Source organism: Tessaracoccus flavescens, from assembly GCF_001998865.1.
GTDB lineage: Bacteria > Actinomycetota > Actinomycetes > Propionibacteriales > Propionibacteriaceae > Arachnia > Arachnia flavescens.
Genome location: NZ_CP019607.1, coordinates 190,498 through 217,471, shown reverse-complemented (window position 1 = coordinate 217,471; position 26,974 = coordinate 190,498). Strand labels below are relative to the sequence as shown.

Below are 26,974 nucleotides of genomic sequence, written 5' to 3'. Positions count from 1 at the left end.
AGGTGCGCGCACCCTTTCCTCGCGCTCAGCACGATGGAGTCAGAGGGCGCGCAGGTGCCCTCGGGCCGATGGGGCGTCGTTGGCCGGTTCGCGGTCGCGGGCGGCGCGCAATTCCTCGGCGAACCGGCTCGTGCCCACGGCGGTGTCCAGGAAGGACTCGATCTGCTCGTCGCTCAGTTCGGCGGCGAGCTGGTCTGGGTCGTAGTGGGTCCACCACTGGGTCAGCTCGCCCCAGGTGTGGATGAAGGCCCGCACCGGATACCGCACCGGCTCCCCATCCACATCGGTCAGCGGCACCGGACGGGGAGCCGGCGTCTTGCCTTTCTGCTTCTTGGCGGCGGTGGCGCGGGCGACGGCCTCGTCGGCCATCTGGTGCAGGTCGACCTCCCGTACATCCTGCGCGATGGTCGCGGCGTCGCGGACGGCCTGGAAGATGGGATGCACCGGGGCGCCTGCCTCGATCTGCTCCAATCCCGCGGCAGCTTGCGCGCGCAGGGGTTCGGGTTGGGCGAGGTCGGCGGCGATGCGTTCGAGGTAGCCGATCCGCTCGAAGGTCTTGTAGGAGGCGCCGCCGCCGATCATGGCGGCGGCCTGCTCGCGGGTCTTACCGAACTGCTTGTCTGACCCGGTTGACGGTGGTGGACATTGTCCACCACCGTCGCTTCCGGGCTGATGGTCGCTGGTGAACCGCGTCGCGGCCTGCCTCCGGGCGGCGTCTTCGGCCATCTCCTGTTTCAGCTCCCGGTACAGGGCGGCGGCTTCGAGCTGGGTCAGCGGCTTGTGCAGAGCGTTGTCGTCCTGCTCGCCCAGCAACTGCCCGAGACGATCCGACAAGCCGCTTCTCACCCACACGTTGACGGTGCGCCAGCGGAGCTGCTTGATCGCCGCCAGTCGCCGTGCCCCGCACACCAGCACTCCGTCGATGGTGACCGTCAGCGGTTGCAGCAGGCCCTCGCGTTCGATGGAGGCGGCCAGGGCGTCGATGTCGCCCAGGTCGGCACGGTGCCGTGTCCCGACGATGATGGAGTCCACCACCCGGTCGAGCTGCACCCCGCCGGCCTGCACCTCACTCACACCCCATCACCCCCGCCACGATCTCGGTCGCGGTTCCGGTCGCGATGGGCTGGGGCGGCCAGGGACAGGGCCAGCACCAGGTCGTCGTCGCGCAGCAGCACCGGCAGCGTCTCGCCGATCAGCAGCCGCAACAGCACCCCCTTGCCCGCGTTCGTGGCGGCGTAGGCGGGGTGGGGGTTGCCGAGCAGCGACCGCAGCAGCACCGTCCAGGATCGGCCGGGCAGGTCCAGCAGGACGCGGGCATGCCGGTCCCGCCGCAGCCCCTCATAGGCGCTCTGCCGGGTGCCAGCCCGCATCAGCGCCCCGCACACGTGCTCCCCGACGCCCGCGCGGTCTCCGGTGCCCAGCCCAGCAAGCACAACAGGCCGATGGCATCCTCGCTCGCCGAGCCCGCGGACATGCACGCCCGATCCGACCCCGAACCGCTGCCGGAGCTGTCGCCGTTTGCGGCGGACTCCGGGTCGGTGCCGCCCGGATAGGGGTCGTGGATGTGGAAGGCGGGGTGGTAGTCGGTGAGCGGGTTGTCGCGGTCGCCGAACCGCTCCGGGTCGTGGAACGCCGACACGTGCGGGCGGCGTGCTTGGTGGACCGAGCAGAGCAGCCCTTGGGCGCGTTCCTCGAAGATGCAGGTGATCCGCACCCCGTGGGTGACCATCGCCCACGGATCGTCCGCGCGCCGGGTGGAGGCGTACTGCATCGCATCGAACGCCGCCGACGCTGCCTCCCACGGATCGAGGCCGTGCTTGCGCGCCAACGGCGTGTACTTCTCCGCCGCGTAGGCCATCAGCTCCCGCGCCAGGGGGTCGGACGCCCATGTCCCCTCGCCCGCCTCGTGCAGCCGGTTCAGCAGGGCACGCAGGCCCTCACCGGTCGTGAAGTCCTCGCCGGCCTCGTCGTGGTCGTGGTGTGTCGTCGTGGACATGGCCGGTCACCTGTTCATCCCGACACCAGAGCGCACCGGACCCGTGGGGCTGGTGGCGCTGCGACCAAAGGCGGACAACGGCGGCAACCGTCGCGCCCGGTCGGTCAGGTCGTGCACCCGGTTCGCGATCGGGGCGCGGGCGCGGCGGGCCAACTCGGCCTCGAAGTCGATACCCCGCCCCGACAGCGTCGCCCCATGCCGGGCGATCAGGTCCGTGGGACGCACCCACTCCACACCCCGCGCCCGCCTCTGACGCGCGAGCGCGTTGTCCTGGTCGTCGCATGTCACCGTCGCAGCTTCCACCGCATCCGGCGTGCCCGTCCTCTCGACCGGTTCCGACCGCTCGTCCACTGGCTCGGGGGTCGACCGTCGCCGCTGGTGCTGCTCGTGCTGTTCGTGTGGGTTCCCGTTCATCGGGTCGCCTCCTCACCTTCGTTGCTGTCTGGAAGGTGCGCACCGGCGAACCAGCGCCCGACTGTGGAGGGGTGCACCCCGAGTTCGCGGGCGATGCGCTTGTTCGACCAGCCCCGACGCCGCAGCTCGGCCGCCCGGCTCCTTCGCTCCGTCGCGGTGGTTGGCGTGTCACTTGTGAGCGCCTGCATTCCGGGCGCCGGGTCATCTGGGCGGGGTGGCACGGTCAGCTCCACACGGCGTGGCTGCGTCGGCGCGTCGAGGACCGCGGGTTCGGGCGCCGCGAGACCGGCAAGGTCATCGGCGCTGGCGGTGTCGGGTGCGGGGCGGGTGAGGATGACGGTCAGGTGGGTGATCGCCAGCAGCACCACCGGCGGCACCGCCGCCACCGCGGCGGCGAGCACGCCGGGCACGTCGGCCTCGGCGGCGACCACGGCGTGGATCGCGTTGGCGGTCACCGACACCGCGGCGCCGCCGATCAGCAGCACCCACGGATACCACGCCGACCGTTGACCTGCGAGGGCGACGACGGCGACGGTGGCGACAACGATGATGCCGTCCACGATCAGCGGCCACGCCCATGCCTGTCCCGATCCCACACCCGACCGGGCCGCCAGGTCCGCCAGGGCCGTGAAACTGAGCCAGAACGCGCCGGCGGCGATGAACACCGTCCCCGACACCGCCGTCACCACCGCCCACCGGTGCCCCGCCGTCCTACTCGCGACCGTGCTGCTCGTGATCGGGGTGGTCATCACAGCCCTCGCACCCTCGAGGTCTCCGGTGTGGTGCTGGCGTCGCGGCTGAACCAGCCGTCCGCGATCTGCGGCGACTCACCCCGCACCGGCGACGACGATGGGCCGCGTCGGAGCGGTTCGCCGCGGACGGTGCGGTAGGCGGACCGGACCGTGGCGGTGATCTCCCGCGGCCCGAAGTCCGACTTCGCCGCTGTCAGCACGGCGTCGAGGGCATCGGTGAGCGGGACGCCGCCCTTAGCGAGACGGCAGGAGGCCCAGAACAGCTTCAGGTTGCGGTCGGTGTCCTGCCGGTCCAGCCACGCCGCCAACCGCTGCGCATCCTCCCGGCCCACCGGCTGCCAGGTCTCGGGCCGTGGCCGAGACACGGGACGGGGATCGAGGAAGTCCCGCAGCGCGTCGGAGTCCAGCAGGCCAGTCGGACCGGTGTTAATCGTCTCGACCCCGTACCCGACCGTCCTGCCCTCAATGGAGCGTAGGGAGGGCGGGACGATAATGTAGCCGCCGTCGCCGCGGAAGTCGATCCCGGCCCGCCCGGCCTGCCACGACCGCTGCTCCGTCCCGGGTGTCGCCGGGTAGGAGGCGTGCAGCCCGCCGGTGGGCGTGCGGACCAGCAGCTCCCACCCGTCCACCAGCCCGGCACGGGCGGCGCGGTCGAAACTGGCGCGCCCATCGACGGGGCCGTGCACATCCACATCCACCACGACGACCTCGGAGTCGGCGCCGGTCGGGACACCGATGTTCGCCCCCGGTGACTGCCGCCACCACGCCTGCACCTGATCCAGGTCCGTGGTGGCGTCGTGGAACCCGTGTCCGGTGGCCGGCCGCTTCCCATACGCCACACAGGGGAAGACCGGCACCCCGGCGCGGGCGAACTCCCGCGCGGCCGCCGACAACGGCCACGCTACGCTCATCCGCAGCAGCACTGAGGAGACCGCGCCGTGCTCGGCCATCACAACCCCCGCCCCTCGACCGCCGGTACCGGGACGGGGCGTGCACCTGGTTCGGGCAGCGACGCCACCTGCCGCGACGGCGCCGGCTCCGGTGCCGGGCGTACGTGCGCGGGTGTCTCGCGGTGGGTCGCGTCCCGGTCCTGACTCGGTGGAGTGCCGTCACTGACCTGCGCGGTGTCGAGCTGGTCCAGGATCGCCAGGGCGGTCTTGCGGACCCGTTCCCCGGTGGCCTTGACCACTTCCACCGGCTCTTTCCCGTCGACGCGGGCGGCCCAGGTGGAGACGTACGGGATCGTGTACCCGGAGGTGTCCATTCCGTGGGCGGCACCGACCATCAACGCCACGGACTCGGCTTCGACCTCGCCGATGCCGCGATGCTGACGGGCATCCTCGGCGTCGGGGCCGTGGAGGAGGACGTGGCCGAGTTCGTGGGCGAGGGTCTTGACCTGCGCGGCGGGGTCCATGTTCTCCCGCACCGCCACGGTGTTCGCGGTGTAGTCGGTCATCCCGTTCGCGCCGTGGATCATGCCCTCGTGCGGTACCCGCAGCACCGCGAACCCGGCCGCCTCGACCTGCGCCGCCAGACCGCCCCACAACCCGGCGGGCGCTTCGCCTTCCAGCAGCCGCGGTGCCGGGGGTTCGGGGATCGGGTCACCGGCGGTCTGGCTCGCATCCCACACATACGCCGGTCGGACGCCGACCATCTTGGAACGCACCACCTCACCGGCACGCGGCTTCTCACCCTTACTGAGCCGGCGCCAAGACTCCGCATCCTGCGGTGTAGCCGAGGCGAACCTGCCCGTCATCGGCGCGAGAATCTGGTAGCCGGGCTGGCCCTTCTCCACCTGCCGTCCGAGGGCCTGCCACTGCTTGTAGCCGGCCACGTACGAGGGGAACGGCTCCGGCACCCGGCCCTGCTCGTATGCTTCCGCGTGGGCGACCCAGATCAGCAGGGTGTTGTTGAAGCTCCTCGATCGGAACCGGGCCGCGAACGCCAACGCGCGCGCCCAATCCGGCCCGGACACCAGTTCTTCGACCGCGCCGGTCAGGCTCTCGTGCAGCTCATCGAGTTTGGCCTCTCTTGCGGCTTGCGCTTGCTCTCGTGTCTTCGCCATCGGCGTGTCCTCCCGATACCCTGAGCACCGGCCCGACCAGGCTCGGTGACCATCAGGTACGCCGCGAAAACCAGCAACGGCAGACGGACAACGAAACAAGCGATGTGACCGTCAGCTACGGCGGTGAACCCGGCGAGTGCCCACCGGACTACTAGCCCTTGGCGCGTTCCCTGCCAGCAGGCGGGAAGGATGCGGAGATCCGTACCGTCGACGCTGCGATGTGTACCTTCAGGATCAGGCGGCCGCTTTCTGCCGGATCATCAGCCGATAGCGAGTTGGTGTAACACCTACGGCGTGGCGAAACATCCGTGCGGCATGACCGCGACTGCGCCACCCCACTTCGCGCATCGCTGCCTCAATAGACAGGTCAGTCTCACGCAGCAGCCGAGCCAGATGCTCGGCTCGGACAGTAGTCAGGTACGTCATGGGGGTCTTGCCGTAAGCGTCCACGAAGATCCGCCCGAGCTGTGAGGGCGATAGATGTACTCCGGCGGCGAGTCGACCGAGTGTCCAGCCCTCGGCCGGTGCATTGCGAAGCAGGTCGAGCGCTTCGCGAGCCTCGGCCCGCAGGGGCGCCAACCGCCGGTAACGTGGTGTGCTAGGACGACCCGTCCTCTTCTGGGTCGTGGTTCGTGATACAGGCGAGGTCTTCACGTACGGGCTCACGACATCGAGCACGGCAAAGAGCAGGGCCTGCATCCGGTAGAACCTCTTGGTGCACGGTCCGTCAACACTGAGCGCGACCAGCTCGTCCAGGAGTGGCGTGAACATCCGAGTGCGGTTCTCTCCAAGGCGGAGTATCTGGGCCGACTCGGAGTAGATCTCGTCGGCGAAGTCATGGGCATCGAGCCGGTCTGCAAGCAGCTCGGCATGCTGCCAGAAGACCTGGTCGACGACGTAGTCTCGGTCCAGGTAGAGCGTGGTGACGGTGACTAGATCTTCGGGTTCGCTGCCACACAGGGTGTTGGCACCCAGGGCCACGACGTCACCGGCGCAGACGGGCTTCTCACCAAACTCGCTGAGCACGATCGCAGACCCAGCGCGGACGAAGATCAGCTTGACGCAGTCATGCGCCACGGGCGCAATAGGCACACGGATGCTGCAAGTGCGAGCAATGATTGGTTGAAAGCGCGCCGAAGGCATACATGCCTGCTACTGCCGACCCGCGCCAGGCGTGGAACGGGTCATGGCGCGCACCCTCTCATTGCGGTCGCTGGTGGGGCGCCACGAGGTCTAGGAACCAGAGACGTCACGGGGCTGACCCCCAAAGGGGGAGTCGGGCAGCCCTACCCCAGCGCGTCGCGGCGAGCAGCCCATTGGCCGACCGGTCGCGCCATGGTGAAGTCGGGGTGGTCATAGTCGGCGTTCTTGGTCCTCTCCTCCGGCAGCAATGGTGCTTGGATCCCCGCCCAAGGGCCTGCCACGGCTCTTGCCGCGTGTGTGGTCTCCCAACGGGCATCACGTGTGAAAAATGTAGCAGATAGTACAATTGACCGCCTATGCTGAGGCCGCGGTGGCCGCGTCGGTGTCGAGTCGCGGGCGAAGGGGGCGAGACGTGTCGTAGCTCCCGAGAGGGAGATGTCACCGTCATACGCGGGGGACTTAGCGCACTCTAGAACGAGTTCTCTACCTCAGTCTTGGACCTAGCTAGGGCATCGCAGGCTGCGAGATTCCCAACCCCTACTCACGCCGTTGGCATCAAAGATCGTACTTGACAGTACATAAATGGCTCTGGCATCGTGATGTGCTGTGAGTGGAGATCCTCGTGTGGCCAACGGTTGGGGTGCCGAGCGTCGGCGTGCCCAGGCCGAGCAGATCAGTTGTGCCGACGTGGTCGATGCGCTGGGTCGTCGTCACCGCCACCGTGCGCACATCCTGGGGCTGGAGAGCCCCACCCCCGGCAGGGTCCTCTTCGGACCAGCCGTGACTATCGCCTTCTTCCCCAGTTGCGCTGCCAGCGTCGACCCCGCTGTACACGATTTCCGATCGCTGTTCCGTGAGGCGGTTGGCGACGACGCCGAGGGAAAGGTCCTCGTGCTCGCGACCAACGGCCATCCAGGCGTCTCGGTCGGTGGTGGAACGAAGCTTGGTCGCGTTCACCACTACGGGCTCGACGGCGTGCTGACAGATGGTCGGCTCCGGGACTACGCCGAGCTTCGAACGTACGGGTTCACCGCGTACTGCGCCGGGGAAGCGGTCGAGGCTGGCGGTGCGCTGATCACTCCACACCAGGCGAACGTTCCCGTGGTGCTGGATGGTGTCGGCATCATGCCGGGCGACTACGTTCTCGCCGACGGATCGGGGGCGGTCATCATCCCCGGCGCGGAGATCGACGAGGTCCTGCTCGGTGCGACAGCGGTGAAACAGGAGGACGCGCGCTTCCGTGAGCAAATCGCGCAGGAACGCGCCAGTGCCGGGGAGAGCACCCGGGGAGAGCGAGAGCGATGACCGAGCCGGGACGCGACGAGCGGACAGAACGATCACCAGACGCTGGAACGGGAGGTAGCCCTGGCTCCCGCAGCGCTTCTCGACACCACGCCGATCCGGAGGCGGGCGACCACTCCAACGACCGCGTTGGCCGCGAGATGTTCGCTTGCCCGCACTGCGGGCACCAACTCAGCATGTTCAGAGAAGCGCGGTCGAGCCCCGGAGACAAGGCCGCTGCCTGGGTGGCGAGCGTCGCGGGCTCATGGCCGTTCCTGCTAATCCTGGTGGTGGCGATTCTCGCGTGGTTTGTCGTGAACACTATCCTGCCGCTCTTTTATCCCCACCCGACGGCCATGCTGGACTATCTAGGAACGGCTCTTGCGATCGTCGCGGCTCTGCAGGGACCGCTGATTCTGCTCACTCAGCGACGGGAGTCGGACCGGGACCGTGCGCGAGACATCGAGACGTTCCACATCTCTCAAAACACCGAAGCCGATCTGCACTCGATCAGTCATGCCATCAACTCGGTTCTTGAGCAGTGGGAACGCGACCGGTCGTCAGGTGCCGTTGACGTACCGGGAGGTGGCGGTACGGCTGAGAAACCGCGGACGGGAGCCACTCGATCGCAGGACTCATCGTGACCTCCGAGACTGGCGGGTTCAGTCCAGATTGGGAGCACGGTGAGTGAGAAGAAGCCGCGACGGCTGACCGCCAAGGGCGAGGCCACTCGTCTGCGTATCGTCGCGGCAGCCGCCGATCTCATGTACTCGCAGGGCGTCGAGGCCACCAGCGTTGACGATGTCATAGAGGCCAGTGGAACGGGCAAGTCTCAGGTTTACCACTACTTCTCGGACAAGACCGAGTTGGTTGAGGCAGTCGTGAGGGCCCAGATTGAGCGGGTGCTTGGCGAGCAGGCACCATTCCTCGACGACCTGCGCACGATGCGCGGCTTCGAGCGTTGGCGGGATGCGATCGTGGCAGGAGTGCGTGGTTGGCGAGGTGCTCACGGCTGTCCGATGGGGTCGCTGGCGAGCGAGATCGCTGGCCGGTCTGAGACTGCGCGTGAGAATCTCCAGCGAGGATTCAGCGTCTGGCAGCACTGGTTCCGTCTCGGACTGGAGCGCATGCAGGACTCAGGCGAGCTACGGCCGGACGCAGACCCTGAAGAACTCGCCGTCGGTCTGATGGCGGCTGTCCAAGGCGGGTACCTCCTCGTCAAGACCACACGGGACGAGCGCAGCATGGCAATCGCGCTCGACATGGCTCTCGATTCCATCCGCGTCGCGCTGAGCGCCGCAGAGTGAACTGCGGAGGAGAGCACATGCCTTCTGAGGCACGAGTCCCAGAGCCCGCGGACGATTCCAAGAGCCATGCCGTGAGGAGGAGTTCTGCCCCGGACTTTCACAGTTCGAGCTCTATCCACTCGATGCCTCCCGAGCATGATGGTGCGAGTCAGGCCACGGCCAGCTTGCGGGCAATGGTCGACCGGGTTCCTGAAGGCTGGACCGTCGTCGCATACGAAGGTCGCTCATACGGATTGACCCGGACCACGCGAGTGCAGGGCCAGAGCATCAGCATCTCGGCCGAAGAGCTAGGAGGCGAAGACCTGATCAGCGCCAACGTGTACCGCACTCGCAAAGCAGAGCACCTACGGCCCTGTGAGGTATCCGAAGCCAAGGTGCTGGCATTCCTGCGCGGGTGGACGCCCGCATGACCCCTCGCGACACTCTGTCAGCAGGATCAGGAATCCACGCCGGATCCTCCGGTGTGGCTTCATCGACTACGAGGACGACGACATGTTGGCATGGCCCCGTTTAGAGATTCCACGCTTGGATGTGCACGGGCCCGCAGTCTCGGTCTATGACACTGAGAACCGATCGTTGGTGACGTTGCGGCCGGACGACGTCGCGCGGATGTACGTCTGTGGCATCACACCGTACGACTCCACTCATCTCGGCCATGCGGCAACCTACGTCGGCTTTGACCTACTCAACCGCGCCCTTCGAAACGCCGGTCACGATGTCATCTATGTTCAGAACGTCACCGACGTCGATGACCCGCTGCTGGAACGCGCCCACGCGCGAGGCATTCCCTGGAGTGATCTCGCACAACGCGAGATCGAGCGATTCCGGCAGGACATGACAGCCTTACGCGTGCTGCCACCCGCACGCTTCGTCGGAGTCTCCGAGGCCGTCACCAAGATCATCTCTCGCATCGAGATGTTGAAAGAACGCGGCTCCATCTACCGAGTGGGAACCGACCTCTACTTCGAGGTGTCTGCCGACCCATCCTTCGGCCGTATATCGTCACTCGACCGCGACGTGATGCTGAATGACTTCGCCGAGCGTGGTGGTGACCCCGACCGGAAAGGCAAGCGCGATCCGCTCGACTGTCTGGTTTGGCGCGGCGAGCGGCAAGGGGAGCCGTCCTGGCCCAGTCCGTGGGGGCCGGGACGACCCGGCTGGCACATCGGATGCACCACAATCGCCCAGGAATATCTGGGACCATCCTTCGACGTACAGGGCGGAGGACGAGACCTGGCATTCCCGCACCACGAGATGTCCGCAGGACTCGGTCATGTCATTCATCCACAGCATCGGTTCGCGCAGACCTTCGTCCATGCCGGGATGGTTGCCTACGACGGCGAGAAGATGTCGAAGTCGCGCGGAAACCTGGTCTTCGTCTCCTCTCTGCGAAAGCAAGGAGTGGACCCTGCGGCCATCCGCCTCGCCCTCATGCGGCACCACTACCGATCAAGCTGGGAGTGGACAGACGCCGAACTCCCTGCCGCACTCGTCACGTTGAAGCAGTGGCGTCGTGCCCTGGCGCTCGGTAGCGGGGCGCCGGCAGCACCGGTCGTGCAGGCCGTGCTATCGGCATTAGCCGCCGACCTGGACGCTCCGGCCGCGGTTACGATTGTGCAGGCGTGGGTTGACGCCTCGCTTGGTACCGACACTGTGGCGGACAAGCGAGACAGCTCTGCCTCTATGACGGTTCGACGTCTGGCGGACGCTTCACTCGGTCTCTTGCTCTGATCGGATCACCCCGGACTGGCAATATTCGGCCATCGTGCACGAGCTGGCTACGCCTGCGTCCAGGTGGTGCCGGAGGTGTGGTCCTGGATGGCAATCCCAGCACTAGCCAGTTCGTTCCGGATGCGGTCGGCGGTGGAGAAGTCTCCTGCGTCTCGCGCATGAGAGCGATTCGCGAGCAGGACCTCGACGAGGGTAGAGATCGTGCTGCTCTGCACGTCGGCTCGCGGGGCGGTCGTGAAGCCGCCGGGCTCGGCTCCTAACACTTCGGTCATCGCGAGCACCGATTCGTACGCGGACATGGCGGCAGCTGCATCGCCGCTATCCAGAGCGATGTTGCCCGCGCGCACGTGGTCGTGTAGTACGGCGAGCGCCGCTGGAACATTCAGATCGTCGTCGAGCGCGGCCGCAAAGGCAATGGGCGGCTTCGGGACGTCGGATGCTGTGTTCGCGAGCTGTGTTCGTGCGCGGCGTCGGAAGGTCGCGATTCTCGTGACCGCAGCTTCGGCGTGCGCGAGGGCTTCCTGCTGATAGTCCAGGGCGCTGCGGTAGTGCGCGCTGAGCAGGTAGTAACGCAGGGTCGCCGGGCCGACGCGGCGGAGGAGTTCGTCGGCGTACAGAGAGTTGTCTAGCGACTTGGCCATCTTCTGACCGCCGACGGTGACGAGGCCGTTGTGCACCCAGTACTTGGCGAATTCCTCGCCTGCTGCGGTGGACTGGGCGAGCTCGTTCTCATGGTGTGGGAACCGCAGGTCGAGGCCACCTCCGTGGATGTCGAATGCACGTCCGAGGTAGTGCTGGGACATCGCTGAGCACTGTATGTGCCATCCCGGCCTGCCGGTTCCCCATGGTGAGCGCCAACGGACGGATGCTGGGTCGCTGGGCTTGGCTCCCTTCCAAAGCGCGAAGTCGCGGGGATCGGTCTTTGCCCCGCCAGGCCCTTCGTCAGGGTCTGCCACGGCGTCGGGAGTCTGCCGGGTGAGCGTGCCGTATGCCTGCCAGCTGCTGACATCGAAGTAGACGTCGCCGGAGCCGTCGCCGGCGACGTAGGCGTGTCCGCGGCGAAGGAGTCGTTCGATCAGGGTCAGTGCTTGCGGGATGTGACCGGAGGTTCGGGGTTCATGGGTTGGCGGGAGAACACCCAACGCGGCGTACGAGCGCGCGAACTCCGTCTCGACACGGTAGGCGCGTGCCCACCATGGTTCAGTCTCGGTTGCAAGGTCCAGAACCTTGTCGTCGACGTCGGTGACGTTGCGAACGAGGGTGACCGCGTAGCCGCGGTGGGTGAGCCAGCGTCGCCAGAGATCGTAGACGAGGGCGCTACGAAGGTGCCCGATGTGCGGCGCGGACTGCACGGTCGGCCCGCACACATAGATGGAGACTCGTCCTGGGGTCAGCGGGACGAAGCTACGTAGCTCCCGGACAGCACTGTCGTAGATGCGAAGCATCAGTCCGCTGTCTCCTGCCTGGTAGAAGCCGCGATCGCGGCGAGCGGACCAGTCATAGGTGGGGCACGCTGATGTAGTCCAGGCCCGAGAGGTTCACTAGCGTCTCTCGGAAACCGCGGACGATGACGCCCAGGACTGCCTGACAATGGCCGCATCGCATGACTGCACCCATGGCTGTGATGAAGACATGCGCGCAGGCGAGGTTGAAAGAGCTGCCGCAGCCGCGGCACCTGCCGACCGTCACAGTGATCTCGATACCGAGAGTAGTCGCGAAGGCACCCGCGAGGGCGTTTCCGTCAACGTGAGTCATGGACTTCCTCCGAATCGTTCCGTACGAATCTGCGTGGGGTCGTGGCCGAGTTCGACAAGCCAACCGGCGACGGCCTCGACGAACGGCGTCGGTCCGCAGATGAAGATGCGTGGCGACAGCGACGCGGGAAAGGTCGACGCTGCGAGCGCCTCACGCGTCAGTCGTCCAGGTGGCTGGCCCGCTCCCGGCGCTGACTCGCGCGTGTGGACAATCTCGACGAGGGTTCGTGAGAGTTCTGCCAGTTCGTCAGCGAAGAACTCATCGCGCGGACTGCGGACCGAGTACAGCAGCCGAAACTCAGCGCCTTTCGGCTCACGTTCACGTGCTGAGGCCATCGAAAACAAGGGCACAACCCCTGATCCGCCTGCGATGAGCTGAACCGGGGACTGCTCGGGCTCAGCGGGGATCCAGACGAAGAAGCGCCCGAGCGGTCCTTGTACCTCGATTTCTTCACCTTCTGCGAGTTGGCGCACGAGAAAGGGCGACACCTCGCCCCCGGGCAGTTCCTGGACCACCAGCATGACCCGTGTCGACTCACCCGAGGACGCCAGCGAGTAAGACCGGGACGCCTGGTACCCGTCCGGTGCCGTGAGCCTGATGTCGAGATGAGCTCCGGCGACGTTTCCAGGCCAGGTCGGAACATCCAACTCAAGACGGATGGCCGACTCGGTCTCAAATTGCCGACTGAGCACCCGCCCGAGGTGCCACCGGACGCGAATAGGAGTCATCACCAGTAGCGTTCCTCGCGCCATGGGTCGCCACGGAGGTGGTAGCCGTTCTGTTCCCAGAACCCCGGGTCGTCCGAGGGCATCATCTCCATTCCTCGAATCCACTTCGCGCTCTTCCAGAAGTAGAGGTGGGGCACGAGGAGTCGGGCCGGACCGCCGTGCTCGGGAGTAAGGGGCTCGCCCTCCGCCTCAGTGGCTACCCATGCCTGTCCATCGAGGAGGTCTTCGAGTGGGAGGTTGGTGGTGTATCCGCCGTAACTACGGACCATCACATAGTCGTAACTGGTCTCGACATCCTCGAACAGCCGGTCTATGGGCACGCCACGCCAAGCCATGTCCAGCTTCGACCAGTGGGTGACGCAGTGGATATCGGTGACGATGTCTTCGACGCCTACCTCCTGAAGCTCACTCCAGTTCCAGCGGTGCGCGACCTCGTCTTCGGTCGTGATCGTGAAGCTCCATCGGCCTTCGTCGACATTGGGCGTGGGTCCCGTCGAGAGCACCGGCCAGTCGTAGACGTGGGTCTGCCCGGGAGGCAGTCGTGGGTCGCTGGAGCCACGCCGTCCTCCGAAACCGCTGTTGATCACTCCCATGACTGCCCCTCCTGCGGGAACTCGCTACTGTGGCCTGCGCAAACGGTCGGCGTCGCTCACGAGGGAGCGATGCTGGGTAGGTGTTCCGGACGAACATCGCTCTTGACATGACGTTCGACGACTTCGCGGACCGCGACGTCGCAACTCGTGAAGACGTAGCTCTTGCCGACGTCTTGGCGATCCTGTAATCGGGGTTTTCGCCCCATTCTTCAAGGCTCTGTCGGTCGTCGAACTCGACGACCAGTGCCGAGTCCCCGTCCTCAGCGGTGAACATCTTGTGCTCGATGTGGCTAGGACTCTGTTGGATAAGGATCTGCATCTGGTTGTAGAGCCGGTCGTGTTCGGCCCGGTGCTCGGGCGCGACGTAGGACCGGAAGACGGCGAGGGTCATTGTGAAACCTCCCGTTTCTTGATGTTCGATGGTCTTGAGCCACTGCCGGCAGTTCGTCGCCGGAGTTTCCTGGCAGATAGCCGACCGAGCGGCATGGCCTCCGGCGCGTGTCCTCGTTCATCCGCTGGAAACGGGTGCCAGTCACCACGCCAAGTGCCCTCGGTAGGGCGGCCGGGTCGGCAGGACGCAGTCACGCTCTGACAGCCATGTACTCGTTGACGACGCCGCGGAGGTGTATCCGAGCGCGATGCAGAGCGTCGACGGCATCGACCTTGTCGAGGCGAAGCACGTAAGCCGCGTCCGCCAGTGACACGTCATTGATGTCGACGAGTTGTACCAACTGGCCGAGCGGATCGGCCAAACGTGCGATGGCGCCGTCCACCACTCGATACAGATCGGTGGTGAACACCTCGTCGTCCGGGCTCAGGGTACTGGTCTGGCCCCAGCGGTTCGGCGCGTCAATGTGGCGTCCAGCATCGGGTCCAATGTCGTAGAAGTCGGGGTAGAAGAACTCCGCAGTATCAGCGTCGGGATCCAGCTCGGCGGTCTGGTTCTCGGCTCTTGTTCGATAGTCGCCGAGGCTCCGTACCATTGGCTCAGGCTCAGCGAATGCTCGATCGGCTAGGTCCCGGGCGAGCGACAGGGGGTCCAGCCCCCTTGGGCTTTCCTCGAATGCTGAGAGCAGAGTCTCTTGGACCAGGTCTTCCGCAGCGTGTGGGGCGAGACTCCGGGCGAGTCCAAAGAGGAGGCGAGTGATCTCACTGGGATCGCTGGGCCTCTCGGCCTCGCCGTCGACGATGTCGTGAAGTAGGAGCGAGACACTGTCGGGCAGATGGGGCAGATCATGCGGTTCGGCATCAGCGACGAGATCAGTGACGGTCTCGACCTGGTGCGTGAACAGCCGGCAGTCCGGGCACGCGTAGAGATGTTGCTGGGCCACCTCGGTGTCGGCTTCATCCAGAAGACCCATTCGGAACTGGGTGAGTTCCTCGGTGTACTCGGCGCATGACAGCTCGCTCGCGTTGACTGGTGCGTGGCTCATGGCGACTCCTTTGACGCCAGGCTCGGAGTGGCACCCTGAGCTAGCTTCAGGCGGGTCCACACGTTCATGTTGATGACGACCGCGGCGATCTCTGCGACTTCGCGCTCCGTGAAGTGAAGCCGCAGTTCTTCATGTAGGGCCGGAATCTCCTCGTGACGGAACGAGGTGAGACCTTCGCAGTAGGCGAGCGCGGCTCTCTGCCCGGGCGAGTACATGGTGCTCTCACGCCACGACGCCAGGTGTGCGGCTTGTTCGGACCGGATCCCGATCCTGGCCGCCACCTCGGCGTGGAGAATCAGGCAGTACGAGCAGGGGTTTAGCTGTGCGACGCGCAGACGGAGGAGCTGTAGCAGGGCACGGTCTCCCGACAGCTCTGCGGCGTAGCCGAATTGCGTGGCCATGTCTCTTGCGAGTTCGTGGAACGGCGTGAGGTCTGGGTCGAAGCGAGTGTTCTCGAACCGGAGACTCCCGAGTACCGGTTTCGGGTCTTCGGTGCCGGGCTCAGACATCGCCCCGACCGTCCCGTCCATCGCCCGGAATGGCTACCATGGCGGCGTACTCGGGGTTGCGCTCGATGAAGGACCGGAACACGGGGCACCTCACGGTCGCGCTCTTGCCCTCCGCGCGGATGCTGTCCAGCACTCTGCGGGTGAGTTCGGTCGCCAAGCCCTGTCCTCGGTAGTCCGGCAGGATCGAGGTCGCCAGCAGCGTCACTCTGCCGTTCTTGTCCGCGAACGGGACGGCTCCGAACTCGACGCCATCCTTGGTTGCGACGAAGGCGCTGGCCTGAGCATCTACTGCGATCGAGAACGACGTGCCGTTCTCGAGGTTCGTCGACCTGGCATCGGGCTCGTGATGCCGTGCGCCTGTGTCCGTGAAGGCGCCACCAGCCTGATTCTGGTCCTGTGGGTCCATACTTCCTGTCACCTGACCCAGGTCCTCGGGTTCGTTCATGCCGCTTCCTCTCCAACCTCTGTCGCCGGACCTGCATCGCCGAGGAGTCTTGTTTCAGCCCTTAGCAGCCCGGTGACATCGGTCTTGTCGGTCGTCGCGAGACCAGCCGCCCGGCCTCGGGGGCGACGCACCGTCTGGCCTCGACTCTACCGCAGGACATGTGGAATAGTTGGACCGCCGGGTCCGTTACAGCACGTAATGGCGCGGCCGCGTCACCTGCTAGGAGGAGCCAAAGTGACCACCAACGACTACCGCAAGACCCCTGAGTTGCTCAGCCGCCTGAGCGACGAGCAGCATCGGGTGACGCAGCAGGACGGCACAGAGCCGGCCTATCGGAACGAGTACTGGGACAACCACGAGCCTGGCATCTACGTCGACATCGTCTCGGGTCAGCCGCTGTTCTCGTCCACCGACAAGTACGACAGCGGCACGGGATGGCCGAGTTTCACGGCGCCCATCGCCGCCGACGCTGTCGCGACCAAGGTGGATCGGACGCACGGCATGATCCGCACAGAGGTGCGCTCGGCGGGCGCCGACAGCCATCTTGGGCACCTATTCCACGACGGACCCGCCGCCGCCGGGGGGCAGAGGTACTGCATGAACTCGGCCGCGATGCGCTTCGTTCCTGCCTCCAGGCTTGTCGAGGAGGGCTACGGCCAGTTCGGTGCACTGTTCGACACCGACCAGGACTCTACGAAGGGAGCCAACGCATGACCAGCGGGACCAACGACAGCGGAGAGATCACGCAGGTCTCGGGAGCGGAGACGGCCGTTCTGGCGGGCGGGTGCTTCTGGGGCATGCAGGACCTGATCCGTCGCCAGCCGGGCATCCTCGGAACCCGCGTCGGGTACACGGGTGGGCAGAACGAACACCCGACCTACCGCGACCACCCAGGCCATGCGGAGGCGATCGAGGTCGTCTTCGACCCTTCGAAGACGAGCTATCGGGACATCCTGGCGCTGTTCTTCCAGATCCATGATCCCTCGACGCTGAACCGTCAGGGGAACGACCGGGGCACGAGCTACCGGTCCGCGATCTTTCCGGTGACGTCGGAGCAGGAGCGGATCGCCCGCGACACGATCGCGGATGTGAACGCATCGGGTCTGTGGCCGGGTAAGGCGGTTACCAGTATCGAGCCGGTCGGTCCGTTCTGGGAGGCGGAGCCCGAGCACCAGGACTACCTGGAGAAGTATCCGAGCGGCTACACGTGCCACTTCCCCCGCGACGGCTGGGTGCTACCGGAGCGGAGTTCGCCCAGCGTGGCCACATAGCAAGGTTCTGCGGTTTGGGCCCGGGCATCTGGGGTCGAGATCCGCCTCGCCGCCCCCCGAAGGGTCCGGTGACGGTTGACGACTGGACAGCCATGCCCAACCGCGAGGGCCCCGATCCTGAAGTACGACATGAGGCTCTCATCGGCTGCTCGCAAGGGTGGTCCACCCGGATGGTCGTTGGCACCTGAGTGCGGGCGAGAGACCGCCCAACCCGAGGCGATTAGCCTTGGGGTATGACTGACAGCGCCAGCGGCCCCCGCCCGCGCCGCTTGACGGCTCGCGGCGCCGCAACGAAGGCCCGGATTATCGAGGCGGCCGATCAGTTGATGTATGAGCGCGGCGTTGCCTCGACGACTCTGGCCGACGTCCGTGCATCGAGTGGGACGTCGAAGTCGCAGCTCTATCAGCACTCCGCTGAGAAGGACGCACTGGTGAAAGAAGTCATCGAGGCACGTGCGGAGGCTCTGCTGTCACAGCAGCGCCGTCGCCTTGCGAGGGTTGAGTCGCTGCGCGGACTCGAACTCTGGCGCGATGAGCTCGTTGAACGCAATGCGCTCCGAAACGGCGCCTATGGGTGCCCACTAGGAGCGCTGGCGAATGAGATCGCTGATCATGACGAAGACACACGGAAAGTCATTGCTGCTCATTTTGACGCCTGGCTCCAACTCTTGACTGATGCGATTGAAGAGCTGAAGAAGCGCGGTGTGCTAACCCCGAGCGCCGAGGCGCACGCGTTGGCCACTGGGCTGTTGGCTGCTCTCCAAGGAGGTTACCTACTCGCTAAGACGGCCCGAGACGTCCGTCCCATGCGGGTGGTCCTCGACATGGCCATCGCACAGGTGCGGGCGTACTCGACGGAGAGCAACTCTGCGTGACTGCGCCCCGGCTTGCTAGGCCAGCGCAGCGACCCTGAGATTCGCCCGGCTCCTAGAGTCTGTGGACTTTAGGGTCCAAAACGTGTTCAAGTCGCACGCGTAGGGAAGGCGCTACGCTCTCCCGGCTTGCCTTTGGCTTGGGGTCCATGGCGCTTGCGCCGCTCACGACGATCGGCAATCATGAGAGTGGACCCCTAGGTCCATTATGGCTTACCGAGCGATTGGACGGAAGATGGCAACGGTTGATGTGACAGACAAGAACTTCCGCGAAGTGACCGAGCGGGAAGGGATCGTCATCCTTGACTTCTGGGCTACCTGGTGCGGTGCATGCAAGGCGTTTGCGCCGGTGTACGAGGCAGCATCTGAGAGCCACCTGGATATCCTCTTTGGCAAGGTCGACACGGAGGCGGCGCAGCAGTTGTCTGAGTCACTCGCAATCCGCGCGCTACCAACAATCGCGGTCTACCGCGACTCGATCAGGGTGTTCTTCCAGGCCGGCGCGCTCCCGAGGCCTGCGCTTGACGACCTGATCACACAGGTACGGGCGCTCGACATGGCGCAAGTGCGAGCCGAGATCGAGAGCCATGCCCACGTCCACTAGTAGTTGCCGTGGTCAGGAGGACGATGTCCCGGACATGCGTCGGGCTGCGTGAGGTGTCTCCCTGATTGGATCGGGTCGTCAGGAGTTGATGTTGTCGAGTTCGGCGACGTCCTGTGCTGTGAGGGACAAGCTGGCGCCGGTGATGTTCTCGCGCAGGTGCGCGACCTTCGAGGTCCCAGGGATAAGCAGGATGTTCTCCGAGCGCTGCAGCAGCCAAGCGAGGGCGACAGCCATCTGGGTGGCCTCCAGCCGGGTTGCCACGGCGGTGAGGGCATCGGCCTGGAGCGGAGTGAACCCGCCGAGGGGGAAGAAGGGGACGTAGGCGATGTTGTCGGCGGCGAGGCTGTCGATCAGGTGGTCGTCCCACCGGTTGGCGAGGTTGTACATGTTCTGCACGCAGACGATCGATGTCACCGTGCGGGCTTCGGCGACCTGCTCGGCGGTGACGTTACTGACTCCGAGCTGGCCGATCAGTCCCTCTTGCTGGAGGCCGGCGAGGGTCTCCATGGCTTCGGCGATCGAGCCTGGTTGGGGGCCGTTGGCGTCTCCCATGCGCATGTTCACCAGGTCGAGGCGCTCGGCCCCCAGGGATTCGAGGTTCTCGTGAACCTGCTTGCGCAGATCCTCGGGAGTGCGCGCGGTTGGCCAGCCGCCCTCGGCGTCGCGGTTCGCGCCGACCTTGGTCGCGATCAGTACCGACCCCGGATACGGATGCAGCGCCTCACGAATCAACTCGTTGGTGACCCGCGGGCCGTAGGCGTCGCTGGTGTCGATGTGCGTGACACCCTGCGCGACAGCTTCGCGTAGCACCGCGATCGCGCCGTCACGGTCAGCCGGTGGCCCCATCACCCAGGGTCCCGCGAGCTGCATGGCCCCGTAGCCGAAGCGGGTGACGGTCCGGTCACCAAGGTTCCAGGTGCCGCCGGGGAGCGTGGTTGATGCTGTGGTCATCGTGTCGTGCCTTCCTTGTTCGGATCAGGGGTGGTGCTCCGCCCCGTCTTGTATCAGTGTTGGAGAGCAACTCTCTTCTGGGAAGTACGCACTTCGCAGTGCGTTACCTCCTGCGTGAAAGGCGGACATGATGGCGACGACGACCGCGGCCGAAAAGCGCGAGCGGGCCAAGAGCGCGTACAACGCGTTCCTGGCGGTCTGCCCGAGCCGCCAGCTCCTCGACCGGCTCGCCGACAAATGGGTCGTGCTCATCCTCTGCGCTCTCGGCGGCGACGGCACCGGCAGCGTTGGAGAGCCGGCATCGATGCGGTACTCCGAACTCTCCCGCCTCATCGCCGGCGTCAGCCAGAAGATGCTCACCCAAACCCTCCGATCCCTGGAACGAGACGGCCTCATCACCCGCACGGTCACCCCGACTGTCCCCGTCACCGTCGACTACGCGCTCACCGACCTCGGTCTCTCGCTCTACCAGACCACCCGGCAGCTCAGGGTCTGGGCGCAAGACCACATGGACACTGTCCAGACCCATCGCGACCACTACGACACCCAGCACTGACACCGTGCGACACCCCGCTGAACGAGCGCTTCGCTCCCAGGCTTGACATTGAGGCAGGGGGAAGCCACCGCAGAGGATGTCCATCGGTTCGACGGCGCTCCAGTCGATGCTGGCGACGTCACCGAAGTTCAGCGCGTCGGGCCAGTGGCGGGCGACGGGTTCGTTGATCTCGAAGACCAGATCGTCTCGGCGTCGAAGACATACTCGACAGCCAGATCGAGTCCGCCGTACCCAGAGAACAGCGACCCGACCCGCAGGCGACGCTCACCAGACGGGGTGTGGTCGTGCATGAAGACTCCGGCAGTTCGGGGACCCCGAACCCGAGCCCCTCACGGAGCCCTTTCGCCGGGCTGATCACCTGCCAGGTGCACGATCCCGGGTGGCCGCCCGCGAAACCCCGCCCATAACCCGACGGAGCGCGTCCGCTCTCGACCGGCAGCCCGACGCCGATCCGTCTCCCCGCTCAGCCCTCTCTGAGCTGCCACGCGTCTTGCAGGTCGAGGCAAGGTCGCCACTGGGGCGGCGCGCTGGTCGTAGGCTGACACCCAACGACGAACGGGCGCTGAGGAGCGAGAGTGGGCAGAGGCGGGTTGTACTCAGGTTTCGAGGCGTACCGCGTCCTCACAGCGGAAGACATCAAGAGAGCGCTCCAGCACGGCCTCGTCGCCCTTGACACCAATGTGTTGCTGAACCTCTACCGGTACAACGAGAAGACTGTCGATGACTTGCTGCGCGTGGCCGAGGCTGCCGCAGAGCGCCTCTTCGTACCGCACCAGGTGGTCCGAGAGTTCTGGCGTAATCGCCAGTCGGTCATCGCGAGCCTAGGCAGCGCGTCCAAAGACGCCCAGGCAGCGCTGGCGAAGAACTCGACCTCAACGAAGGACGCAATAGCCCGTTGGGCCAAGAGCGTTGCCCTTCCTAGCGAGGAACGTGCCAACCTGACTAAGGACGTGGACGACTTCTACGACGGGTTGCGTGAACGAGTAGGTGAGGAGCCCATCAGAGTCTCCGCTCACGCGCCCACGTCCGAGGACAGGTTGTTGGCACGACTGGAACAATTGCTGGAGGACACTGTTGGCCCGGCGCTCTCGGAAGAGGAGTGGAAGAAGGCTGTCGAGGAGGGTGAACGACGGGTAGAGAACTCGATCCCTCCTGGCTATATGGATGTCGAGAAGCTTGAGTCTGACCTCCCGGAAGGGGCATCGGGGGACTATCTCGTCTGGCATCAACTGCTTCTTGAGGGCGGTGAGCGTGGGGTCGACTTGGTGCTTGTGACCGCGGACACGAAAGAAGATTGGTGGAACCGGGCAGATCGAGGGTCGATCATTGGTGCTCGCCACGAACTGGTTGACGAGTACCTCCAAGCGACTGGGTGTCGGTTCTTTCTTCTCGAACCAGCGGACCTGATCAAGCACTCATCGGCGCTGGGCGTTGGAACCAGCCTTGAATCCGTCCAGGACATCGAACGTGTGCGTGACGAAGCACCAGAGCACGTCCCGTGGAGCGCTGACGCGGCGAGAGCAGTTCTGAAGGAACTCGATTCTCAGGGTCATACGCAGGCTGACGTGATTAGAGAAGCGATTGCGAATGGCGGCAGAATCTCGCGGGCGCGCGTCTATGAACTGGATAATCGTGACGAGAGTCAGATGCTGCGTGGATTCACGCGACCCGTCAAGCGCGTCACGGCTGAACTTCAAGCAAAGGGGGATGTGCCATACGGCGTTGCCGCTTTGCTCGACGCTGTGTATGAGACTGGCGTGAAGTCGTCTCACTTTGCGGTACCCCATGAGGTCGTGGAGCTGCTTGGCGAGGAGCGCCCTATCTAGTAGCTCCTCGAAGTGAGTCGCGCACCTGGGTGGTGTGACGGTCTCGATGCGGGTGATGAGCGCTGGCGATGGCTACAGGTATCTCCTGCGCACGGTCGCGGCTGCGGATGGCGACCGTGAGCTGTCCACGCCACTGACGAGGTACTACGCGGAGGCGGGCACACCACCGGGCCAATGGCTCGGCTCCGGCGTCACCTCACTTGGCAAGGGGCAGCTCGCGGTCGGTGATCGGGTGTCGGAGGCCCAGCTCCAGCTCTTGATGGGGATGGGCCGTGACCCGATCACCGGTGACCCGCTCGGTCACGCCTTCCCCGCCTACAAGTCGGTGCCGGAACGGATCGAGGTCCGTATCGCTGACCTCGATCCGGCGATGGGTCCTGGCGCGAAGGGTGAGGCGGTTGCGCAGATCGAGGCCGAGGAGGCCGAGCGCTGCCGGCGGCGGGCCGTGGCGGGGTTCGACTTCACCTTCTCGGTCCCGAAGTCGGCCTCAGCGTTGTGGGCGGTCGCCGACGCAGGGACCCAGGCCCTGATCGGTGAGGCGCATCATGCGGCGGTTGCGGAGGTGGTTGCATTCATGGAGCGCGAGGTTGCAGCCACCCGCACTGGCACGACCGCCGGTGACGGGGCCGTTGCGCAGGTCGATGTCACCGGGTTGGTAGCGACGGCGTTCGATCACTTCGACTCCCGTGCCGGCGACCCCCACCTGCACACCCACGTCGTCATCTCCAACAAGGTGCAGACCGCGTTCGACGGCAGATGGCGCAGTCTGGATGGGCGGCCGATGCACGCCGCCGTCGTTGCCCTGTCCGAGCTGCACGAGGCGGTGTTCGCCGACCACATGACCCGCACCTTCGGCGTCGAATGGGAAGCCCGCGACATGGGCCGAGACCGCAACCCCGCCTGGGCGATCACCACCGTTCCGGAGAAGCTGGTCCAGGAGTTCTCCACCCGTGCCCGCCACATTGACGTCGAGAAGGACCGGTTGATCGCCGAGTACGTCGCCCGGCACGGCCGCCAGCCCTCCACAGCCACCATCATTAAGCTCCGCGCCCATGCCACCCTCGCCACACGGCCGGAGAAGGAGGTGCGGTCGCTGGCCGACCTGACTGGCGAGTGGCGCGTCCGCGCCACCGGGGTGCTCGGCCAGGACGCCACCAAATGGGCACGTGAGGTGACCGACAACGACAAGGCGTTGCCGTTGCGCGCCGACGACGTGCCCCTGGATGCGATCGCCGACTTCGGCCAGTCGGTGGTCGAGGTGGTGGGTGAGAAGCGGTCCACGTGGCGGCGGTGGAACCTGATGGCCGAGGCGTCCCGGCAGACGATGGGCTGGCGCTTCGCCACCATGCACGACCGCGAGGCGATCGTGGGGATGATCGCCGATGCCGCCGAGCAAGCCTCGCTGCGGTTGACGCCGCCCGACCTCACCACGAGCCCGGCCACCTTCCGGCGGGTGGACGGAACCAGCGTGTTCCGGCCCAAGCACTCCACGGTGTTCTCCTCCGAGCTACTGCTCGCGGCCGAAGACCGGCTGCTCGAACGCTCGCGCACTATGACCGCCCCCACCGTCCCGCTGCGGACGGTGGAGAAGATCACCGCACGGCCCGATGCCGAGGGCCGGATGCTCGGGGAGGATCAGGCCGACGCGCTCATGAAGATCGCCGTCTCCGGCCGCGTCCTCGATGTGCTCGTCGGCCCGGCCGGCGCCGGGAAGACCACCGCCATGAACGCACTGCGGCGGGCGTGGGAGAAGGAGCACGGCCAGGACTCCGTGGTCGGGCTTGCACCGTCCGCGGTAGCCGCCCAGGTTCTCGCCGACGACCTCGGCATCGCGACGGAGAACACCGCGAAGTGGTGGCAGAACCACCTCATCCACGGGACCGACTTCAAAGCCGGTCAGCTCGTCATCATCGATGAAGCCTCCCTCGCCGGCACCCTCTCGTTGGATCGCATCACGCACCTGGCCGAACGCGCCGGAGTGAAGGTGCTATTGGTGGGCGACTACGCGCAGCTCCAGTCCGTCGACGCCGGCGGCGCGTTCGGGCTCCTCGTCGGTGACCGGGACGGTGCGCCCGAGCTGGTCGACGTCCACCGGTTCACCAACGAGTGGGAGAAGACCGCCTCCCTCGCACTCCGTCACGGCCGCACCGAGGTGATCGACACCTACCTCGACCATGACCGCATCCGCGACGGTGAGGCCGAGGCGATGACCGACGCGGCCTACACCGCCTGGCGCGCCGACCGCACCGCCGGGTTGGTGTCGGTGCTGGTCGCTGAGACCCGCGACGACGTGAGCGCCCTCAACCAGCGTGCTCGTGCGGACTTGATTCTCGACGGCACGTTGAAACCGGGCCGGGAGGTAGAGCTCACGGACGGGACCACGGCGGGGGTCGGGGACACGATCATCACCCGCCGCAACGACCGCCGCCTCCGCAACGGGAAGACGTGGGTGCGCAACGGTGACACCTGGACCGTCACCGGTGTCCGCGTCGACGGCTCAGTGACGATCCGCAAGACCGGCCGCAGGTTCGGCGGCTCCATCGTCCTCCCCGCCGCTTACGTGACCGATCACGTTGATCTTGGATACGCGATTACGACGCACCGGGCGCAAGGCGTCACCGTCGACACCGCACACGCCCTGGTCGAGCCGACGACCACGCGAGAGAACTTCTACGTCGCCATAACCCGCGGCAAGCACTCCAACCGCGCCTATGTGATCCTCGACCGGCCCGACGAGCACGCCCGCCCGCATCCCAGCGACAACGCCGACGCCACGGGCCGGTCGGTGCTGTTCGGTGTGCTCCAGCACGTCGGGGCGGAGCTGTCCGCACACGAGACCATCACTGCCGAGCAGGAGCACTGGGGCTCGATCGCTCAACTTGCCGCCGAGTACGAGACCATCGCCGCTGCTGCCCAACGCGACCGCTGGGCCACCCTGATCCGATCCTCCGGGCTCACCAACGAGCAAGCCGACGCCGCGATCGAGTCCGACGCGTTCGGTGCACTCACCGCAGAACTGCGCCGTGCCGAGGCCAACCACCACGACCTCGACACCTTGTTCCCGCGCCTGGTTGCCGCACGCGGGTTCACCGACGCCGACGACATCGCCTCCGTCCTGCACTACCGTGTCGCCAAAGCTACCGAGCGGCCCGCCGGCTCCGGGCGCGCCCGTCGTCCGGCCCGGCTGATCGCCGGTCTGATCCCCGAGGCCACCTCGGTCAGCGACCCGACCTTCCGGCGCGCACTCGTCGAGCGCCGCGAGCTGATCGAGCAACGCGCCGCTGCGCTCGCCGACCACGCAGTCTCCGAGAAGCATCCCTGGACGACGGCACTCGGGTCACGGCCACGTGACCGCGCCGGAGTCGCGACTTGGATGCGGCAGGCGCAGATCATCGCCGCGTACCGAGACCGCTACGGCATCACCAGAGACGACCCGCTCGGCCCGGCCGCGACACCGGGCGCGCAGCGGCTCGATCGCGTCCGCGCCCAGGCCGCGCTAGACCGTGCCCGTCATCAGGCTGCACAGCCCAACGAGCACGCAGCGATGGGTCGGCGAATCGGACTTGACCTCAGACTCTGACGCGTCCGTTCTTCGCCACAGATACATCGAGTGACGGTGCGAAGATCGGTTCGTGGGTACGGAGATCACGTTGTCGCTCAACGGCGTCGACATCGACTATGGCAAGAACCGCTACTGGAAGAGTCACCACTGGCTCTTTCCCCCTGGGAGCCTCACCGACATCGAGTATCGCTACGCGAACGACGCTGTTGAGACGAAGCCCGGATTCCAGACCACCCTGAATGAGACTGGCTTCCGACTTCGTCACCTCGGCTACTCTCTCCAGGAGACGAGAACCAAGTTCGACGCCGCAGTCAGACGATGGAATCGGACAGCCGATCTTCAGCTCTCGTTCGAAGACTTCCGCAGCGCTCTCACCAGCATCGACTTCGGCACGCTGACACCAGCGGACATGAAGACGTTCATCTGGGACTTCCGTTCCTACGTCAGAAGCCTGCTCGCAACCTGGGACACGGATGACGCAGGACTCGAAGACTTCATCGCAAGCCTCGACTTCGCCATCACCCTCCGAGCGCTCGCCGATCGCGCTGCAAGCGGCCCGCTCCCGCTTCGATGGCACCACCAAGACTTGGTCGAGAGCGGATGGGTTGCGCTCGAGGATCTGACTGACATCGACCGACAGACCTACGTCATCGACCACACCAGGTTGTACGGGCGCCTCCAGGATCACGCCGGCAAGACGACTGTGAAGGGGTTCGATGCCTGGCTCGCAGGCAACGGATTACCCAAGATGACCGCCTACTCGAAGGCCAACTCGGACGGCACCGTGACGCCAGAAACGACGACGCTCCCCACGGCCGTCCGCAACATGATCCACCACCCGGAGAACCCCAACAACGTGCTCTCAGACGAGGATCTGCGTGAGAGTGTCGAGAGCCTTCTACGCGTGGTGAAGGCTCTCCCGACGCCCCTTCCGGGGCTGGCTTGACGCCGCATCGTTCCCGAACGTCACTTCGGAGGCGGTCAAGTTCTGGTTAGATCAGCATCGATGCCTGGGCCTGACTACGACCTCCACAAGCTCGGCTGGCGAGCGTTCCAGGACCTCTGCGCTGTCGTCCTACAGGAGACTCTGGGGCAGGCCTTCACTGCGTTCGCGGACACGAACGACGCCGGTCAAGATGGCGCCTTTCATGGCCTCTGGGCGGCAACTGGAGAAAAGCCA

General features: G+C 65.9%; 28 protein-coding genes. 12 read left to right on the top strand and 16 right to left on the bottom strand.

Annotated elements, in window-relative coordinates; translation table 11 throughout:
* Nucleotides 1-39 precede the first annotated feature (39 nt).
* From BW733_RS01065 to BW733_RS01035, 8 genes are all read right to left on the bottom strand, one after another.
* Nucleotides 40-1,074: a ParB N-terminal domain-containing protein gene (locus BW733_RS01065; RefSeq protein WP_077347112.1), complete on the bottom strand. Its 1,035-nt coding sequence runs from the start codon at nt 1,072-1,074 to the stop codon at nt 40-42.
* Complete coding sequence (locus tag BW733_RS19155; protein ID WP_237268260.1) at nt 1,071-1,370, bottom strand: hypothetical protein; 300 nt, start codon at nt 1,368-1,370, stop codon at nt 1,071-1,073. Before BW733_RS19155 ends, BW733_RS01065 begins: the two co-directional genes overlap by 4 nt.
* A complete protein-coding gene (locus BW733_RS01060; RefSeq protein WP_237268259.1) occupies nt 1,370-1,996 on the bottom strand; it encodes a hypothetical protein in 627 nt (208 codons plus the stop codon). The genes BW733_RS19155 and BW733_RS01060 overlap by 1 nt, the downstream gene beginning before the upstream one ends.
* Nucleotides 1,997-2,002: 6 nt before the next feature.
* Nucleotides 2,003-2,410: a hypothetical protein gene (locus BW733_RS01055; protein ID WP_077347110.1), complete on the bottom strand. Its 408-nt coding sequence runs from the start codon at nt 2,408-2,410 to the stop codon at nt 2,003-2,005.
* Nucleotides 2,407-3,159, bottom strand: coding sequence for a DUF2637 domain-containing protein (locus BW733_RS01050; protein WP_179947131.1), 753 nt, complete (start codon nt 3,157-3,159; stop codon nt 2,407-2,409). Before BW733_RS01050 ends, BW733_RS01055 begins: the two co-directional genes overlap by 4 nt.
* Entirely contained in the window at nt 3,159-4,112 is a 954-nt protein-coding gene (locus tag BW733_RS01045) for a bifunctional DNA primase/polymerase (protein WP_179947130.1), read from the bottom strand. Before BW733_RS01045 ends, BW733_RS01050 begins: the two co-directional genes overlap by 1 nt.
* Nucleotides 4,112-5,227, bottom strand: coding sequence for an ArdC-like ssDNA-binding domain-containing protein (locus BW733_RS01040; RefSeq protein WP_077347104.1), 1,116 nt, complete (start codon nt 5,225-5,227; stop codon nt 4,112-4,114). Before BW733_RS01040 ends, BW733_RS01045 begins: the two co-directional genes overlap by 1 nt.
* A 234-nt stretch (nt 5,228-5,461) precedes the next feature.
* Nucleotides 5,462-6,370: a helix-turn-helix transcriptional regulator gene (locus tag BW733_RS01035; RefSeq protein ID WP_077347102.1), complete on the bottom strand. Its 909-nt coding sequence runs from the start codon at nt 6,368-6,370 to the stop codon at nt 5,462-5,464.
* Nucleotides 6,371-6,976: 606 nt separating this feature from the next.
* On the opposite strand from BW733_RS01035, the gene BW733_RS01030 reads away from it, so the two are divergent.
* From BW733_RS01030 to mshC, 4 genes are all read left to right on the top strand, one after another.
* The gene (locus tag BW733_RS01030) at nt 6,977-7,675 is read left to right on the top strand and encodes an RraA family protein (RefSeq protein WP_335755086.1); all 699 of its coding nucleotides are present in this window, start codon (nt 6,977-6,979) and stop codon (nt 7,673-7,675) included.
* A gap of 173 nt (nt 7,676-7,848) precedes the next feature.
* Nucleotides 7,849-8,295: a DUF1003 domain-containing protein gene (locus BW733_RS01025; RefSeq protein WP_157551415.1), complete on the top strand. Its 447-nt coding sequence runs from the start codon at nt 7,849-7,851 to the stop codon at nt 8,293-8,295.
* A gap of 39 nt (nt 8,296-8,334) precedes the next feature.
* Nucleotides 8,335-8,958: a TetR/AcrR family transcriptional regulator gene (locus BW733_RS01020; RefSeq protein ID WP_202970246.1), complete on the top strand. Its 624-nt coding sequence runs from the start codon at nt 8,335-8,337 to the stop codon at nt 8,956-8,958.
* A 492-nt stretch (nt 8,959-9,450) separates the two neighbouring features.
* Complete coding sequence (gene mshC, locus BW733_RS01010; protein ID WP_077347096.1) at nt 9,451-10,689, top strand: cysteine--1-D-myo-inosityl 2-amino-2-deoxy-alpha-D-glucopyranoside ligase; 1,239 nt, start codon at nt 9,451-9,453, stop codon at nt 10,687-10,689.
* Nucleotides 10,690-10,736: 47 nt separating this feature from the next.
* Here mshC and cysS read toward each other — a convergent pair whose 3' ends face one another.
* The 7 genes from cysS to BW733_RS00975 form a co-directional block, all read right to left on the bottom strand.
* A complete protein-coding gene (gene cysS / locus BW733_RS01005; protein WP_335755085.1) occupies nt 10,737-12,134 on the bottom strand; it encodes a cysteine--tRNA ligase in 1,398 nt (465 codons plus the stop codon).
* Between the two features lie 52 nt (nt 12,135-12,186).
* On the bottom strand, nt 12,187-12,444 hold the full coding sequence (locus BW733_RS19945) for a DUF6510 family protein (protein WP_077347092.1): 258 nt from the start codon (nt 12,442-12,444) through the stop codon (nt 12,187-12,189).
* Nucleotides 12,441-13,172, bottom strand: a complete 732-nt coding sequence (locus BW733_RS00995; RefSeq protein WP_077352613.1) for an FAD-binding oxidoreductase — start codon at nt 13,170-13,172, stop codon at nt 12,441-12,443. The genes BW733_RS19945 and BW733_RS00995 overlap by 4 nt, the downstream gene beginning before the upstream one ends.
* Entirely contained in the window at nt 13,172-13,765 is a 594-nt protein-coding gene (locus BW733_RS00990; RefSeq protein WP_077347090.1) for a molybdopterin-dependent oxidoreductase, read from the bottom strand. Before BW733_RS00990 ends, BW733_RS00995 begins: the two co-directional genes overlap by 1 nt.
* Before the next feature lie 581 nt (nt 13,766-14,346).
* Nucleotides 14,347-15,198 (bottom strand): RNA polymerase sigma factor, encoded by an 852-nt coding sequence (locus BW733_RS00985; RefSeq protein ID WP_077347088.1) that lies wholly within the window; start codon nt 15,196-15,198, stop codon nt 14,347-14,349.
* The gene (locus BW733_RS00980; protein WP_077352611.1) at nt 15,195-15,707 is read right to left on the bottom strand and encodes a carboxymuconolactone decarboxylase family protein; all 513 of its coding nucleotides are present in this window, start codon (nt 15,705-15,707) and stop codon (nt 15,195-15,197) included. The genes BW733_RS00985 and BW733_RS00980 overlap by 4 nt, the downstream gene beginning before the upstream one ends.
* Complete coding sequence (locus BW733_RS00975; protein WP_077347086.1) at nt 15,700-16,152, bottom strand: GNAT family N-acetyltransferase; 453 nt, start codon at nt 16,150-16,152, stop codon at nt 15,700-15,702. Before BW733_RS00975 ends, BW733_RS00980 begins: the two co-directional genes overlap by 8 nt.
* A gap of 234 nt (nt 16,153-16,386) precedes the next feature.
* Between BW733_RS00975 and msrB the strand changes: the two genes are divergently transcribed.
* From msrB to BW733_RS00955, 4 genes are all read left to right on the top strand, one after another.
* Nucleotides 16,387-16,866: a peptide-methionine (R)-S-oxide reductase MsrB gene (msrB, locus tag BW733_RS00970; protein ID WP_237268258.1), complete on the top strand. Its 480-nt coding sequence runs from the start codon at nt 16,387-16,389 to the stop codon at nt 16,864-16,866.
* On the top strand, nt 16,863-17,423 hold the full coding sequence (gene msrA, locus BW733_RS00965) for a peptide-methionine (S)-S-oxide reductase MsrA (RefSeq protein WP_077347082.1): 561 nt from the start codon (nt 16,863-16,865) through the stop codon (nt 17,421-17,423). The genes msrB and msrA overlap by 4 nt, the downstream gene beginning before the upstream one ends.
* 233 nt (nt 17,424-17,656) lie before the next feature.
* Complete coding sequence (locus tag BW733_RS00960; RefSeq protein WP_179947128.1) at nt 17,657-18,298, top strand: TetR/AcrR family transcriptional regulator; 642 nt, start codon at nt 17,657-17,659, stop codon at nt 18,296-18,298.
* A gap of 232 nt (nt 18,299-18,530) precedes the next feature.
* Entirely contained in the window at nt 18,531-18,899 is a 369-nt protein-coding gene (locus tag BW733_RS00955; protein WP_077347080.1) for a thioredoxin family protein, read from the top strand.
* A 78-nt stretch (nt 18,900-18,977) separates the two neighbouring features.
* On the opposite strand, the gene BW733_RS00950 is transcribed toward BW733_RS00955, so the two are convergent.
* Nucleotides 18,978-19,850 (bottom strand): aldo/keto reductase family oxidoreductase, encoded by an 873-nt coding sequence (locus BW733_RS00950; protein ID WP_077347078.1) that lies wholly within the window; start codon nt 19,848-19,850, stop codon nt 18,978-18,980.
* Nucleotides 19,851-19,980: 130 nt separating this feature from the next.
* Between BW733_RS00950 and BW733_RS00945 the strand changes: the two genes are divergently transcribed.
* The 4 genes from BW733_RS00945 to BW733_RS00925 all read left to right on the top strand — a co-directional run bounded on the left by BW733_RS00945 (nt 19,981) and on the right by BW733_RS00925 (nt 26,740).
* The gene (locus BW733_RS00945; protein ID WP_077347076.1) at nt 19,981-20,406 is read left to right on the top strand and encodes a winged helix-turn-helix transcriptional regulator; all 426 of its coding nucleotides are present in this window, start codon (nt 19,981-19,983) and stop codon (nt 20,404-20,406) included.
* Nucleotides 20,407-20,981: 575 nt separating this feature from the next.
* On the top strand, nt 20,982-22,232 hold the full coding sequence (locus tag BW733_RS00935) for a PIN-like domain-containing protein (protein ID WP_077347074.1): 1,251 nt from the start codon (nt 20,982-20,984) through the stop codon (nt 22,230-22,232).
* A gap of 55 nt (nt 22,233-22,287) precedes the next feature.
* Nucleotides 22,288-25,812, top strand: coding sequence for a MobF family relaxase (mobF, locus tag BW733_RS00930; RefSeq protein WP_202970245.1), 3,525 nt, complete (start codon nt 22,288-22,290; stop codon nt 25,810-25,812).
* 52 nt (nt 25,813-25,864) lie between these two features.
* Entirely contained in the window at nt 25,865-26,740 is an 876-nt protein-coding gene (locus BW733_RS00925; RefSeq protein WP_077347072.1) for a HEPN/Toprim-associated domain-containing protein, read from the top strand.
* Nucleotides 26,741-26,974: the final 234 nt, after the last annotated feature.